General features: G+C 32.2%; 15 protein-coding genes and 1 pseudogene. 8 read left to right on the top strand and 8 right to left on the bottom strand.

Features of this window, described 5'->3' with window-relative positions:
* Positions 1–147: 147 nt before the first annotated feature.
* Both CFPG_RS02360 and CFPG_RS05330 read right to left on the bottom strand, forming a co-directional pair.
* Positions 148–1785, bottom strand: coding sequence for a S41 family peptidase (locus CFPG_RS02360; RefSeq protein WP_012573436.1), 1638 nt, complete (start codon positions 1783–1785; stop codon positions 148–150).
* Between the two features lie 32 nt (positions 1786–1817).
* Positions 1818–2235 (bottom strand): annotated as a pseudogene (locus CFPG_RS05330) (deaminase).
* A 192-nt stretch (positions 2236–2427) separates the two neighbouring features.
* Between CFPG_RS05330 and rpsU the strand changes: the two are divergent.
* The 5 genes from rpsU to rpiB all read left to right on the top strand — a co-directional run bounded on the left by rpsU (position 2428) and on the right by rpiB (position 8085).
* Positions 2428–2619, top strand: a complete 192-nt coding sequence (rpsU, locus tag CFPG_RS02355) for a 30S ribosomal protein S21 (protein WP_012573435.1) — start codon at positions 2428–2430, stop codon at positions 2617–2619.
* Between the two features lie 213 nt (positions 2620–2832).
* The gene (locus CFPG_RS02350; RefSeq protein WP_012573434.1) at positions 2833–4074 is read left to right on the top strand and encodes a M16 family metallopeptidase; all 1242 of its coding nucleotides are present in this window, start codon (positions 2833–2835) and stop codon (positions 4072–4074) included.
* A gap of 3 nt (positions 4075–4077) precedes the next feature.
* Complete coding sequence (locus tag CFPG_RS02345; protein ID WP_012573433.1) at positions 4078–4860, top strand: ABC transporter ATP-binding protein; 783 nt, start codon at positions 4078–4080, stop codon at positions 4858–4860.
* Positions 4861–5607: 747 nt separating this feature from the next.
* Entirely contained in the window at positions 5608–7632 is a 2025-nt protein-coding gene (locus tag CFPG_RS02340; protein ID WP_012573432.1) for a transketolase family protein, read from the top strand.
* Positions 7633–7644: 12 nt separating this feature from the next.
* Positions 7645–8085, top strand: coding sequence for a ribose 5-phosphate isomerase B (rpiB, locus tag CFPG_RS02335; RefSeq protein WP_265348055.1), 441 nt, complete (start codon positions 7645–7647; stop codon positions 8083–8085).
* Positions 8086–8121: 36 nt separating this feature from the next.
* Here rpiB and CFPG_RS02330 read toward each other — a convergent pair whose 3' ends face one another.
* The 6 genes from CFPG_RS02330 to CFPG_RS02305 all read right to left on the bottom strand — a co-directional run bounded on the left by CFPG_RS02330 (position 8122) and on the right by CFPG_RS02305 (position 12848).
* A complete protein-coding gene (locus CFPG_RS02330; RefSeq protein WP_012573430.1) occupies positions 8122–8688 on the bottom strand; it encodes a bifunctional nuclease family protein in 567 nt (188 codons plus the stop codon).
* Between the two features lie 23 nt (positions 8689–8711).
* The gene (locus CFPG_RS02325; RefSeq protein WP_012573429.1) at positions 8712–9398 is read right to left on the bottom strand and encodes a zinc metallopeptidase; all 687 of its coding nucleotides are present in this window, start codon (positions 9396–9398) and stop codon (positions 8712–8714) included.
* Between the two features lie 28 nt (positions 9399–9426).
* Positions 9427–10686: an adenylosuccinate synthase gene (locus tag CFPG_RS02320; RefSeq protein WP_012573428.1), complete on the bottom strand. Its 1260-nt coding sequence runs from the start codon at positions 10684–10686 to the stop codon at positions 9427–9429.
* An 81-nt stretch (positions 10687–10767) separates the two neighbouring features.
* Positions 10768–11340 (bottom strand): nicotinate (nicotinamide) nucleotide adenylyltransferase, encoded by a 573-nt coding sequence (nadD, locus tag CFPG_RS02315; protein ID WP_012573427.1) that lies wholly within the window; start codon positions 11338–11340, stop codon positions 10768–10770.
* Complete coding sequence (gmk, locus tag CFPG_RS02310) at positions 11337–11954, bottom strand: guanylate kinase (RefSeq protein ID WP_012573426.1); 618 nt, start codon at positions 11952–11954, stop codon at positions 11337–11339. Before gmk ends, nadD begins: the two co-directional genes overlap by 4 nt.
* A gap of 21 nt (positions 11955–11975) precedes the next feature.
* Positions 11976–12848, bottom strand: coding sequence for a YicC/YloC family endoribonuclease (locus tag CFPG_RS02305; RefSeq protein WP_012573425.1), 873 nt, complete (start codon positions 12846–12848; stop codon positions 11976–11978).
* A gap of 1132 nt (positions 12849–13980) precedes the next feature.
* On the opposite strand from CFPG_RS02305, the gene greA reads away from it, so the two are divergent.
* The 3 genes from greA (at position 13981) to aroB (ending at position 16148) form a co-directional block, all read left to right on the top strand.
* Entirely contained in the window at positions 13981–14451 is a 471-nt protein-coding gene (gene greA, locus CFPG_RS02300) for a transcription elongation factor GreA (RefSeq protein WP_012573424.1), read from the top strand.
* Positions 14448–14846 (top strand): HIT family protein, encoded by a 399-nt coding sequence (locus CFPG_RS02295; RefSeq protein ID WP_012573423.1) that lies wholly within the window; start codon positions 14448–14450, stop codon positions 14844–14846. Before greA ends, CFPG_RS02295 begins: the two co-directional genes overlap by 4 nt.
* A gap of 246 nt (positions 14847–15092) precedes the next feature.
* Positions 15093–16148 (top strand): 3-dehydroquinate synthase, encoded by a 1056-nt coding sequence (gene aroB, locus CFPG_RS02290; protein WP_012573422.1) that lies wholly within the window; start codon positions 15093–15095, stop codon positions 16146–16148.
* Positions 16149–16157 lie beyond the last annotated feature (9 nt).

Here is a 16157-nt window from a genome sequence, read left to right as displayed (position 1 = left end):
TTCATCCCAAATCATAGGGGAAAAGCAGGACAGGACAGGACAATACAATTTATCCCCTCAAAAGCAAATTAAAGAGATCTAGAGTGAAATAATTAAGATTTAATGGGAAGAAAAACATGCCCTATTGTACATAACAAACCATTTGTATTAATATCGAATTAATTCCTTATACTTCATTGTTTCAACTGCTTCAGGATAGGCATATCCTTTTCTAAGAGCTTCAATTGCCTGAATAATGACAGGATCGTTATTCAAATAAACCGGATAAAAAGCATCATCCCCCAAAAAATTGCTCACTATCCAAGCATAAGCAGTATTAAGAATTTGAGTAGCAGAATAGTTGATTAATAAAATTCTTTTCTTTACTCCATTATTGGAGGCAAAATTAACAATTTTTTCAAGTATAGGCTGTTTCTTCAAATACTCTAACATAGATGAATAATCTTTAAATTGATTCAACATACTACGGTTTTCATCTGAATATTCAAAAGCAAACTGATTGAAAATGTTTTTCTTTTCCAAATCCAGATAATAAGAAGAAAGACGTGAAGCATTAGAAGAAAGAAAAAAAATATCAGGTATAATACCTCTTCCCCCATACACACTTCTTCCATGCAAAGTATGATAAACAAAAGTTGAATCTACTTTAGCATTATTTCCGTAATAACTCTTATCACTATGAATTTGATCCCCCAATTTCTTTAATTCATACTCACGGTGCAAATTCCTACCTGAAGGAATATAATACCGAGCAACGGTAAGCCTAATAGCGGATCCATCAGATAATCCAATCTGATTTTGAATTAACCCTTTACCAAAAGAACACTGACCAATAATAAGTCCTCTATCATTATCTTGAATAGAACCAGCAACAATTTCGCTTGCTGAAGCTGATATTTTATCTATCAAAATCACAACTTGACTATTTTGTAAAATGCCATTACCATTAGAAACAGACACCATACGGGGGAATGATTTACCTTTAGCATAAACAATCACTTTGTTTCCAGGTAAAAATTCATTAACAATCTTAATCGCAGAATCGTACGCTCCACCTCTATTCATCCTCAAATCTACAATGAACGATTTACAACCTAATGATAATAAATTCATTATAGCATGCATAAATTCATTATAGGTAGAATGAGTAAATCTGTCACAGATTTTAATAAATCCAATTCCCTTTTCAATTTCGTAAAAAGATTTAACAGTGGTTGACAAAATGTTTTTCCTCTTGACGCGAAACTCAATAATCTGATCAGAAGAATTTCGACAAATACCTAACTTTAGGCAAGTACCTATTCCCCCTCGTAAGGCTTTCACAACTTTTTCTTCTGTAATACCATTGCTGGCAAAAATAGAATCATTGATATAAACAATCCTATCTCCCGGCAGTAGCCCAGCTTGCGAAGCTGAACTCCCCTTTATTACATTTACAATCACAACAGTATCTTTAAAAAGAAGATGGTTTATTCCAATTCCACCAAAGTATCCTTCCATATCTTCATCAAATTGTTTCAGCTCTTCACTAGGAATATAAATAGAATAAGGGTCAAGTTCATTTATAATATGTAAAATAGCACTTTCAGTAACATCCTTCATGCGAATAGGATCAACATATTCTTTACTAAGAATATCCAAAACAACATTAAACTTATTATAGGGGGTTAAAAATAATTTTCTACCCAGAGACCTTCCGGAAATAAAATTGCCGATAATAATACCTATAATTAACGAACCTGTAACCAAGCTTAGTACTAAGCAAACTCTTTTTTTCAATTCCATTATGATATGACATTATGAATTAAAACTTTACCTTATCTATACAAAACAACTCCAATATTTACTTCTTTGAGTAAATCTATACTATCTATCAAACTGTACTTATCAGAATGAACAACCAAACCCCCGCTTGATTTTTCCTTATATAATCAGTTTAACACATTCTATACAAGGAAATATTGTAACATACAAAGTTGCATTTTTACTGCTATTACTATTACTAGAACGAGTAATCAATAGCATTTGCATTTGCATTTGCATTTGCATTTGCGTGTCGTGTAAAACATATATAAAACATATAGTTTAGTTCCCCCCCCCTTCGTCTTCACAATTGTTTTCAAAACAGGAGGATATTCCATTATAGCCATTAGAAATGATCATCTTACCTCTTACGATAAGAGTTCCAACTTGTCTTCTGTGACAATAGAATTTCCTACACATATCCTTCGCCATTCAAAGATAAAGTTTATCCAATTCACGCCGTTTTGAAAACAATATTATTCGTACAAAATTATATAGTTACAAAACCAAAAATAGAATTATAAATTTAGTTCCTATAATCAAAAACTTTTCATTATCTTTGAGATAATGAAGAAGTTTTAACCTTCAATTAATCAATTAATTCAAATTAGTAGTTCAGAAGCCATGATTATTGTCTCATTAAAGGAAGGCGAAAACCTTGAGAAAGCGTTAAAAAAATTCAAAAGAAAATTTGAAAGAACTGGTGTCTCAAAAGAACTCAAAAGAAGACAGGCATTTGTCAAGCCTTCCGTCTTGAGAAGAAATCAAAAAATTCATGCGATTTATGCACAAAAGTTTCTTCAATCGGGAGACTGATATGAAGTATATACTACATTCTTTAAATATAAAAAGAAGGTTAAAAGGTGTGGTTTATATAGAACAAACAAGTCTTTCAAACATATGATATACTAAAGTATAAAGAAATTTTATTGAAAAGGTTTTAATTTTAAAAAATTAAAACCTTTTTCAGTTTTTGTTTTGTAAAACACAATATTCTCAATCCTCACTTTTTCAACTAACTACTAACTAATGAACTATATTAATGTACAAACATGTTCTTCTTTCGTTTTATCCAATCAACTGAGAATCATTTATTTACCATCCATATCTCCGATTTCCTATTGTGGTTTCGTAGTAAATGCAGGAGCTCGTGATGAACGAACTAACCAATTCGGATTAGCTCACTTCGTAGAACACATGCTTTTCAAAGGCACTCAAAAAAGAAAATCAAGACATATCATTAACCGTATGGGAAATGTGGGAGGTGAATTGAATGCCTACACTACCAAAGAAGAAACTTTTTTGTACTCTATTTGCCTTTTAGAAGATACTGAACGAGCTATGGAATTACTTTCAGATTTAATCTTTCATTCTCTATTCCCATCTTCCGAGATAGAAAAAGAAAAAAAAGTCATTATAGATGAAATCAATTCATATAATGATAACCCTTTGGAATTAATATTTGATGAATTCGAAAATCTCGTATTCCGGGAAAGTGAGATGGGGCACAATATTTTAGGTGAAATAGACAGCTTAAATACATTTACTTCTCAAGTCTGTTGTGAATTTACTAATATATTTTATCGCCCGGAAAACATGGTTTTCTTTTTTTATGGGGGAATGCCTTTTTCTAAAATCATTCATTTGGCAACGAAATATTTCTTTAAAGAAAAGAAACATCCCTTTCATAAAAAAAGTAGAATAACACCACAATCTCTCTCCTCTAAAAAAGAAAAAATAGAGAAAAAACTCTATCAATCACATGTAATGATTGGAGGTAAAGGATATGATCGACATAACAAAAAACAAATTGGATTGTATCTTTTAAACAATTTATTGGGAGGTTTAGGCATGAATAATCGATTAAATATTACCCTAAGAGAAAAGCGAGGATTAGTATATACAGTAGAATCTAGTCTCGCTTCCTATAGTGATACAGGAATCTTCAACATTTATTTTGCTTGCACTCACCAATTAGTAGATAAATGCCTCAGTCTCATTTACAAAGAATTGAAAAAAATGCGTGAAGAAGAATTAAGTATTTCACAATTGCACACGGCTATTAAACAACTAAAAGGACAGCTGGGTGTGGCAAGTGAAAATAAAGAAAATCTTGCTTTAAATTTAGGTAAGAGTTTCCTACACTTTAACAAATACAATACTTTGCCAGAAATCTATAAAAAAATAGATGCATTAAAATCATCAGATTTACTAGAAATAGCAAATGAAATTTTTGACGAAAAAAAAATATTTCAATTAATTTTTGAATGATTTATGGAAGACTTCTCTATTAACATTCACGACTTATCTATAGGCTATAAAGAAAAAAAGCATAATAAAATAATTGCTCATTCACTTAATGCAACTATTCCTCCTGGACAACTTACCTGTCTTATTGGAACAAATGGCGTTGGTAAATCTACTTTACTAAGAACTCTTTCTGCTTTTCACTCTCCTTTATATGGCGAAATAATTATTGGAGACAAAAAACTATCCTCCTATTCCAGTAAAGAATTATCCAAAACAATTAGTATTGTATTAACAGAAAAAATAAACGTATACAATATGTCTGTTTATGAACTAGTAAGTCTTGGAAGAAGTCCATATAGCGGACTTTGGGGGAAATTAAACAAAAAAGATAAAACGATTATAGAAGAAGCTATACAACTAGTACATATTTCTAACCTCAGAAATAGAGCTATACAAACTTTAAGTGATGGAGAAAGACAAAAATCCATGATTGCCAAAACATTAGCACAACAAACAAGCATCATTTTTTTAGATGAACCAACAGCTTTTCTTGATTTTCAAAGCAAAATAGAAATCCTACAATTGCTTCGTAGGATTAGCAAAACAAAACATAGAATTGTCTTTTTTTCTACACATGATATAGACTTAGCACTACGATTTTCTGACAAAATCTGGTTCATGAAAAAAGGGGGAAATCTTATCATAGGTTCCCCAGAAGAATTATCCAAGGACAGACGTATGGAGATTTTTTCCCAAGAATGCAACACAACCCTAAATAATAATTCATTACTTCAATCCGAAGCATGAAACAATAGTCCCCTTTTTATACAGACTAAATACTACAGTCTGGAACCATTATAACCAAAATCCAACAGCAATTAATCTTATTCCCCCATGTCTAGCACTCAATTATAATTATAATAACTTTAAACTTTTTGAAGTTACTTAAACTACTTTACTTATTAAATATTAATAATTTATTAATTCCTTTCGAAAAGTCAGTTTTCTAAAGTATCTCTTGCAATAAGAGATCACTTCAAACAATGGTAAAATATACTCTCAATAGATTTAGTTGGACAGATAAACACCCCTTCCTGAAAAGCCTTTTAGCTACTTACAATATTCTTTACCTATATTATCGAAATATCACCCTATATCTCTCCTAATTTATTTTCTCATTTTTTTGTCAATACAGGGGAATAGAAAAAATATGTAATAAAAAAATCAAGAGGATTTAATATTTTAAATCTTTACTCTACTTTAAGAATCTGCTCTTAAACCTTTTAGGCCTACCCAATTCATTACTTTGCTATGCCATTAGCTTCTTTAAACATTAAAATTCATAAAGAATTGGTATACTTAAATTTAACCAGAAAATAATAGGATAAAAAAATCAAAAAAATCAATGTTCATTTCTCTTGATTTCTACACGTTGAAAATTTTTCTAAAAAAATTATAGATGAACAATAAATGAACAATTTAATTGATTTATAGCTATATAATTTCATTTTCGTATATTTGGACTACAAATAGTACAATAGATCGTATAAAACAATGAAAAATTCTCAAATTACAAATCGTGCAGCTAACAACATTCGTATATTGGTAGCTGCTATGGTAGAAAAAGCTCATTCTGGACATCCAGGAGGAGCTATGGGGGGAGCTGACTTTATCAATATACTCTATAGCGAATTCTTAGTTTTTGACCCTAATAATCCAAAATGGCACGGTAGAGATCGTTTTTTCTTAGATCCAGGGCACATGTCTCCGATGTTGTACTCTGTTCTTACCTTGTTAGGTTATTTTTCATTGGATGAGCTAAAACAATTTCGCCAATGGGGAAGTCCTACTCCCGGACACCCTGAGCTAAATATACTTCGTGGTATAGAAAATACTTCTGGACCTTTAGGACAAGGGCATGCCTATGCAGTAGGTGCTGCTATTGCTTCTAAATTTCTTCAAGCCAAAACTAATTACATATTTCCGCAAAAAATTTATGCTTACATATCAGATGGGGGAATTCAGGAAGAAATATCGCAGGGGGCTGGTCGTATAGCAGGACATCTAGGATTAAATAACTTGGTCATGTTTTATGATTCCAACGATGTCCAATTATCTACTAGCGTAGATAATGTAACAAGCGAGGATACCGCAATTAAGTATCGTTCGTGGGGTTGGAACGTAATCAAAATTAATGGCAATAGTGCAGAAGAAATTCGTGAATCTTTGCAGGATGTACAAAAAGAAGATAAACACCCTACTCTTATTATTGGAAAAACAATTATGGGTAAAGGGACAGTAAAAGCAGACAACAGCTCCTTTGAGCGAAACTGTGCGACACACGGAATGCCTTTAGGCGAATGTGGAGCAAATTTTGAAGCAACTATTCAGAATTTGGGTGGGGATCCTAAAGAACCTTTCCAAATTTTTCCAGAAGTGAAAGAATTATATGCAAAAAGGAAAGAAATATTGAAAGAAATTGTAGACCAACGAATGACTGAAGAAACCGAGTGGGCCAAAACAAACCCTGTGAAAGCGGCTAAACTAAATACATGGATACACGAGAAATCACCTAAAATAGATTGGACAGCTATTCAACAAAAATCAGGTCAATCTACTCGTGCAGCTTCTGCTACAGTTTTGGAATTCTTAGCACAACAAGTTGAGAATATGATTGTTTCTTCAGCCGACTTGTCTAATTCTGACAAGACAGATGGTTTTTTAAAACAAACTAAAGTTATTACTCGCGATGATTTTTCTGGTGCTTTTCTACAAGTAGGTGTGGCTGAATTGACAATGGCCTGCTTGAGTATCGGTATGACACTTTATGGAGGTGTTGTCTCGGCTTGCGGAACATTCTTCGTCTTTTCAGACTATATGAAACCTGCTATACGTATGGCAGCATTGATGGAACTTCCTGTCAAGTTCATTTGGACACATGATTCCTTTCGAGTAGGAGAAGATGGGCCTACTCATGAACCTGTAGAGCAAGAAGCACAAATTCGTTTAATGGAGAAATTAAAAAATCATAGAGGACACAATTCTATATTAGTTATTCGTCCCGCAGATAGCTACGAAACTACCGTGGCATGGAAATTAGCTATGGAGAACACTACCACTCCTACAGGATTGATCCTTTCTCGCCAAAACATTGCTGATTTACCTGTCAAAGTCAATCATTATGAAGAAGCATTAAAATCAGAAAAAGGAGGATATATAGTAGAATGTGATGGCAATATCGATATTATTTTATTGGCTTCGGGATCAGAAGTATCTACCTTAGTAGAAGGAGCCGCTTTATTGAGAAAAGATGGTATTAAAGTAAGAATCGTTTCTATCCCATCAGAAGGATTATTTAGAAGTCAAACGAAGGAATACCAGGATTCAATAATCCTTCCTGGGAAGAAAATTTTCGGATTGACAGCTGGATTGCCTGTTAATCTTTTAGGATTAGTTGGAAATCAAGGGAAAATATGGGGTCTGAATTCATTCGGTTTTTCTGCTCCCTATAAAATTCTTGATGAAAAACTCGGATTTACAGGAGAAAATGTCTACATACAAGTCAAACGAATGCTATAAAAACAAATGGAAATTCCAATTATCGGACTTGCATCAGATCATGCAGGCTATGAGTTAAAAGAATTTATCCAAATACTTTTGAACGATCGAGATATGTCCTATATCAATTATGGGACATATACTACCGATAGTGTAGATTACCCAATCTATGGACATAAACTAGCGAAAGCTTTTGAAAAAGGAGAGGTATCGGTTGGAATAGGAATTTGTGGATCTGGTAATGGAATCAATATGACGTTAAATAAACATCAGAAGGTACGCTCCGCTTTGTGCTGGAATGAAGAAATAGCTCGTTTGGCACGAGAACACAACAATGCAAATGTATTGGTATTGCCCGCTCGCTTCCTTTCACAAGAAGAAGCCAAAAAGATAATAGATATTTTCCTAAATACACCATTTAAAAGGGGAAACAAGCGACATCAACAAAGAATCGAAGCTATTCCGTTAAAATGAGAAAATCAAATTCTTCGTCATACAAAACTTTTTATATTACCTTTTTTTAATCAAATCTCGTATATAAGAAGCTTTTTCATAATCTTCCCTATCTATAGCCTCCTCCAATGCAATTTGGAGCTCTCTAAGATTCATAGTTTTGAGAGGAACTTCACCTTTTTTTGAAAATTGTTTTTCTTCTCTCCAAATGTCACTTTCATCTGTAAAAACGATTCCAGTTTCTTTCATCACCTCTTCTGTAGTAAAAATAGCAGATTGAAACCGAATGGCTAAAGCAACGGCATCGGAAGTACGAGAATCAATACAAACAATTTTTCCTTCCACATCAAAAACCAATTCGGAATAAAAAACACCCTCCTTGTATTTAGAAATATTTACTTGACTTAATCTGACATTCAAGATTTTTGAAAATGAAACAAAGAGATCATGCGTCATGGGACGTGGAGGTTTCATCCCCTCCAAAACACTTACAATAGAATGAGCTTCAGGTGTTCCAATAATTACTGGAATTTTTCTATTACCATTTTCTTCTGCTAATATTAAAGTATACGCTCCTGCCTGAAATTGACCAAAAGAAACACTAACAACCTGTAAACTAATCATATAAACAATTATAACTCAAGGTTTTAATCCCTTCTATTCATATAAATCATTACATAGTAAAAGAATGTCGTTAACGAACTTAAGGCTGAAACTACATAAGTGTATGCGGCTGCTTTTAATGCATCCTCTGCTGCACGATGACTTCGTAAAGTAGTTATTCCAGACCGATTAAGCCAAGCAAGAGCCCGCACACTTGCATTTATTTCTACTGGCAGAGTAATAAAACTAAAAAGAGTAATTACTGCAAACAACCCTATACCTGTCAGCAGAATTGACGTTCCTATTTTTAGACCATTCCCGATCAACAAAAGACCTGCAAGTATAATCCATTGTACATATTTGGAGGAAAAACTCACTGCAGGCACCAGTGCCGAACGTATACTAAGAGGAGCATAAGCAGTCACATGCTGTATAGCATGTCCCGTTTCGTGAGCTGCTACAGCAGCCGCAAATACATTATTCTCTTTATAAATAGCCTTACTCAAACTGATAGTCTTATCACTTGGATTATAATTATCAGTAAGGATGCCATCTGAAATAACCACTCGCACATCATAAATTCCATTGTCATACAACATCTTCTCCGCAACGTTTTTACCTGTCATCCCATTCTCCAAAGGAATTTGTGAATACCTCTCTGCTTTCTTCTTCAAGTTGCTTGAAGCAAGCCAACCCACCATCACAATTATAACTAAAATAAAATAATACATTGTTTTTATTGTTTTATTAATCGATTACCTATTCCCGAATTATCGTTTGTTCCCTGTCCGGACCTAGGGAAACAATTTTAATACTTACTCCTAAACTCTCTTCCAAAAACAATAGATAATCCTTGAATGCTTTTGGGAACTCATTTTCCGATTTTATTTTTGTCATATTTGTTTTCCAGCCGACTAATTCCGTATATATTGGTTTTACTGAACTACCAATTTCAAACGGGAAATCTTCCATTTTTTGACCGTTTACTTCATAAGCAATACATGCTTTGACGGTATCAAAAGTATCTAGAACATCACTTTTCATCATAATTAACTGCGTAACTCCATTTATCATAACAGCATAACGAAGTGCAACTAAATCTATCCACCCACATCTTCTCGGCCTTTTAGTTATCGAACCATATTCATTACCAATATTACGTAGCTTTTCCCCAATTTCATCTGATAACTCTGTAGGGAAAGGCCCACTCCCTACACGAGTACAATAGGCCTTGAAAATACCAAACACATCACCTATTTTGGCTGGGGCTACTCCCAGACCTGTACATGCACTTGCACAAATTGTATTAGAAGATGTAACAAAAGGGTAAGATCCAAAATCAACATCCAGCATAGTACCTTGAGCACCTTCTGCCAACACAGTCCTCCCTCCAATCAAAGCCTTATTAATAAAATTATCACTATTTATTCGTTTAAATCGTTTGATAACCTCAATACTTTTTTTCCATTCTCTCTCCAAAGGTAATAAATCGTATTGAAAATTCATTTGATGTAACAACTCTTTATGTCGAGCAATTGCATATCTATATTTTTCTTCAAAATTATAATCTATATCACCAATTCTTAATCCATTACGACTAACCTTATCAGTATAAGCCGGACCAATCCCTTTCCCCGTAGTTCCAATTTTATTGTTTCCCTTTTGTGTTTCATAAGCTACATCCAACAAACGGTGAGTAGGAAGAATTAAATGTGCTTTTCGGGAAATATATATTTTATCAACTAAGTTACTACAAGAAGATGTCAATGTTTCTGTTTCTGCCTTAAAAAGAATAGGATCCAACACCACACCATTACCAATTATATTGACTTTCCCCTGAAAAACACCCGATGGAATAGAACAAAGAACGTATTTCCTATCTGCGAATAATAGCGTGTGCCCTGCATTTGGTCCACCTTGAAAACGAGCTACGATATCATACTTTGGAGTAAGCACATCTACTACCTTACCTTTTCCCTCATCTCCCCATTGCAATCCCAATAAAACACTTACTTTCATTGTATTTTTTTTTTTAAAAAACTGTAACTCCTGATAAGTTCATTCGTTCTATTTGCTAATATATTTTCATATTTCAAACAATCATGGACGAAATAAGTTATTGACTACCTCCCTACATACTCCTTCTGGCATATAAAATCGAATATCTTTCCCTTCAACAATAGACTTTCGGATAAAAGCAGATGAAATTTCTATTTGAGGAGCGTCCTTGCAAAAATATATATTTGGATGATTGAAATAAATAGATTTATAGTTGCTGCGAGGATAGACAAGGATTTTAAAGTTTTCCAAAATTGTACGATAATCCTTCCAATGATGGAAAATAATCCAATTATCCGATCCAATAATTAGTTCAAAAATATTTTGTGGGAAATCTAAATGTAACTTCCATAAAACATCAATAGTATAAGAAGGTCGAGGCATGCCCCACTCAATAGTACAGATTTCAAACCTATTATAATCCTTAATGGACTTTTGCAACAATCTTAAACGCAGATTTTGATTCATCAGCTCCCCCTCATTTTTCAATGGATTTTGAGGAGTAATCAAAAACCAAATTTTATCATATCCTTCATATTCAGCAAGATAGTTTGCAATTGCCAAATGTCCAATATGTACTGGATTGAAAGAACCTGCTAAAATTCCTATTCTCACTTGCCAGTTATAAATTTACTTATAATTTGTATAAATTCTCTTTTGGCCTTCCCCAAATCATCGTTCAGAATAATCATATCATATTGGGTTGCCAAACTAATTTCATAAGTTGCCTTAAACAACCTATTTCTGATAACTTCAGATGAATCTGTTCCTCTCTTTTCTAATCGTCTTTTCAATTCTTCAATAGAAGGAGGCATAAGAAAAATTAATAATGTGTTCCCTCCATAAATTTTCTTGACATTTATACCTCCAGCGGTATCTAAATTCAAGATAATATTTTTCTTTTGGCGTAATCTAATATCTACTTCTGATTTTAACGTGCCATAAAAGCGACCGGGATATACCTCTTCATATTCAAGAAATAAATTCGCTTTTATATTTCTTTCAAACTCTTTCATAGTAAGAAAATAATATTCTTCTCCGTTTTTCTCCCCTTCACGTGCAGGACGACTCGTCGCTGATATAGCAAGTTCTAATGATAATTGTTCCTTTAATAAGGAATCAACAATAGTAGTTTTGCCCGAACCAGACGGAGCAGAAATAATAATTAATTTACTATCTAATTTTTTAAATTCAGCATTCTCGTTTGGAAATACACATTGATTCAACACAACAATAGTAAATTAGTAATGTCATAAAACGTTCTGTACCTGTTCCTTTATCTGTTCTAGTTCATCTTTCATTTGAACAACAATTTTTTGCATTTCAATATGATTAGATTTAGCACCTAATGTATTAATTTCTCGTCCAATTTCTTGTGCAATAAATCCCAATTTGCATCCTTGACTTTTTTCTTTTTCCACTGTTTCCAAAAAATATTCTATATGATTTTTCAATCTTGCTTTTTCTTCACTTATATCCAATCGTTCAATATAATATACCATTTCTTGTTCAAGGCGATTCTCGTCATAAGATAAAATCCCAATCTGCTTAATTGATTCGATAAGTTTTGTTCTAATTCTTTCTATACGTTCTGACTCATATTTATCAATTTCTTGCAAAAAACCACCAATTGCTCTAATCTTATTTCTGAAAATAATTTTCAGCATTACCCCTTCTTGTAAACGAAATTCAGTAAATGCATTTAATGCTTCCTGTATTGCTTGTTTTATGGTCTTCCATTCGATTTCACTCAATTCGACAAACTTTGTCTCAATTGTTCCCGGGAGAGAAAGAATCATCGGAAGACAATCAAGAGAAAAAGGAATATTCAAACTCTCTGCTATCTCTCTAACTTGAGAAAAATAACTCCCAACAGAATCTTTATTTATTTGAGAAGAAATTTTCATATCAGTATATTCTATACAAATAACAAAATCAACTTTCCCTCTTTCCACTGTTTGAAATAGTAAATCGCGAATCTCTACCTCTTTTTCACGAAAAACAGCAGGTATACGGACATTTAAGTTCAATTGCTTACTATTAAGTGATTTGATTTCTATACTTACCTTTTTATTGGGAAGTTTTACTATTGCCTTCCCAAAACCGGTCATTGATTGAAGCATTTATATAAAACATTTTACACAAAAATAATTCTTATAATAATTCAAATAATCTTTTTTAAAGAAGATTGAACACCTAGATTCAAGGATTTATTAAATAGATACACTCGCTTGTTTGTGTAAATACACAAAATAAAACAAAGCAAAGCAAAGCAAAAACTTTAGCAGTCAATTCAATTGGATGAATAAAGTCATTTTTTTGAAAACTTCTCATCGCTTTTATTACAATTCATATTAAAAAATTACTTATCCCTACAACTATAATGTATACAAACAACCTTTCAATAAATATCAGTTTCATCAAAATCATATAAAAATTCAATAGCATGTAAAGCTATTTTTTATAGATGAAAATTTCTCGTCTGAGAAAGTTAGACAAGAAAAGAACAAAATTTAATTAGGGAATGCTAAAAGTATTCTAAAAACTGTAATAACTATATCTTAACTATTATGACGAGAAAAACAACAAAAATATAACCCTACAAGAAAACGATCGCGAAATTAATACATTCTCTCACCTTCATATTAACAATGTATTTCACTAAAGGCTTGTACATTTACAAGTAGATAGATATTTAAACAAAAAATTCTCATATAATAATACTAATCAGTTCAGGGGAAGTAAGGTCTTTGATGCAAAAAAATCAAAAGAAACAAGAATATAAAAAAGATGTAATAAAAAAATCAAACAAAATTAACAATGTTGGAATAATCATTTTTATAAAATTTGCAAAACTTCAGAAAAAAGTTCTTATTTTTTGAAATTTACATTTACAGGGTAACAATACTGAATCTTGTCAAGAGATGAGAGCCACTCTAATATTATTAAAAAAGATTAAGCACATTTGTATTAAGTTCAAAAAAGAAAACGTTTTTCTACCCTATAATCCCTACAATCATCTACCCTTACAATCAAAGAATAAGTCTGTTTGTAGAAAATGTAATCAGGGATAAATTTAAATTTCCAACAATTTTTTCAATATATCTCGCTGAAACTAAGGTTAACTTGAGCCTATTATAGATTTGTTTTTTTTGCAAAAGACCTTTACCTTCATGAAAAATTGTAAAAACAACAGAGAGGGAGTTCTAGTCTAAGATTGGAATTCTTTTTTGTTTTTTAGTTAAAAAAATACAAATGGCTATCAACTACATGACAAAAGGGGGCTATGACAAATTGCTTGAAGAAATAGTTTATTTGGAGTCCGAGGAACGACCATCAATTATAAAACAAATAGCAGAAGCTCGCGAGAAGGGAGATCTATCCGAAAATGTTGAGTATAATGCAGCAAGAGAAGCACAGAGCATACTAGAATTAAAGATTACACAACTAAAATCTCTAGTTGCCAACACTCGCCTGATAGATGAAAGTCATATTCAAACTAACTCAATACAAATATTGAATAAGGTTACCTTACGCAATATTAAAAATGGTCAAACGACAGTTTATACTCTTGTTTCAGAAGCAGAAACTGACCTAAAAGCAGGTAAAATATCTATCAATACTCCTATTAGCAAAGGATTGATTGGTAAAAAAGTCGGTGAAATTGCAGAAATAAAAACTCCTTCAGGAATTATATATTTCGAGATATTAAGTATTTCAATATGAGTACAATTTTTACTAAGATTATAGAAGGAGATATCCCCTCTTACAAAATAGCAGAAAATGAACTTTTCTATGCATTTCTAGATATCAATCCAATCACTAAAGGACATGTTCTAGTTGTTTCAAAAAAGGAAGAAGATTACTTCTTTAATCTGGACGACTCAACCCTTGCCTCAATGGTGATTTTTGCAAAAAAGGTAGCTAAAGCCATGAAAAAAGTAATAAACTGTAAAAAAATAGGACTAATGATCATCGGCTTAGAAATTCCTCATGCCCATATCCATTTAATTCCTATCTCTAAGGAATCGGATATTTATTTTAATAATTCTAAAAAACAATTTGTGCCTGAACAATTTAAAATTATTGCGGAATCTTTAAAATCAGCTTTTGAAAATTAAAACAAAACAAGTTTATTTTTTATAAAAAATTTGAATTTGATAAACATGAAATAACTTTCAAGTCTTATCCTCCCTACTAGGTTATCATTTTTACTTAAAAAGTAATGGCATTTTTTTAAACTTGGTGATTAGTTGTTCGTTGATTGTTTTTTGTCTTTTGAGTTATACTTGGATTAAGATGATAGAAATAGAATGTTGAATAGTTGTTTTAGAATTACCTTCCCTAATTAAGAGAGAATAAATTATATGAAACAACAAATTATTCGTTGCACAAGTGTAAAAACAGACCTGGATATATTATTAAAAACGTTGAATTATGATGACTTATTTATTCTAACCGATAGAAGCACAAAACAATTGTGCCTCCCTTTAATTAAGCCAATTCCGAAGATAAGGGAAGCAAGGAACTTTACTATCCCTAATGGGGATAGTAACAAAAATATTAAATTTTTGACGAAAATTTGGAAATTTCTCAGTGAAAACAATGCTACACGGAAATCCTTACTAATTAATTTAGGAGGAGGTATGCTTACCGATATGGGAGGATTCGCTGCTTCTACTTTCAAAAGGGGAATTCCATTTGTTAATGTGCCAACCACACTGTTAGCATCAGTAGATGCCTCTATAGGAGGAAAAACAGGAATAAATAACAATGGATTGAAAAATGAAATAGGGACTTTTGCCCCTGCCGTTGCAGTATTAATTGATTCTATTTTTTTTAAAACATTAGATACTATTAATCTTTTATCTGGATATGCAGAAATGTTAAAACATGCTTTGCTGGATACTTTAGAAACTGTAAATGAAATTCTTTGTTTTAATATAAGTAAACCAAATTATCAAAAACTAAATGACTTACTATTCAAATCGGTATTGGTAAAAAAGCAAATTGTCGAGAAAGATCCCAAAGAACAGGGACTTCGCAAAGCTTTAAATTTGGGACATACATTTGGGCATGCTTTTGAAAGTTTGTCATATGAAATCCGTCGACCTATACCACATGGGTATGCTGTTGCTTGGGGAATTATCTGTGAATTATACTTATCCTTTATTTGTTTAGGTTTTGATAGGGGACATTTGATGAAAATTACTTTTTTTATCAAAAAAAACTATGGAAAATTCGATTTTGATAGCTCTCACTATCAGCGTTTGTACGAGTTTATGAAAAATGATAAGAAAAACGAATCAGGGAACATCAATTTTACTTTGCTAAAATCGATTGGCAAAATCGCTATCAATCAAACTGCTAATTCAAAAGAAATCAATAAAGCATTGGATTTCTATAAAGAAGAATGCTTTTAGTTCAATATA

Source organism: Candidatus Azobacteroides pseudotrichonymphae genomovar. CFP2, assembly GCF_000010645.1.
Classification (GTDB): domain Bacteria; phylum Bacteroidota; class Bacteroidia; order Bacteroidales; family Azobacteroidaceae; genus Azobacteroides; species Azobacteroides pseudotrichonymphae.
This window is presented reverse-complemented; position numbering and strand designations above follow the sequence as displayed.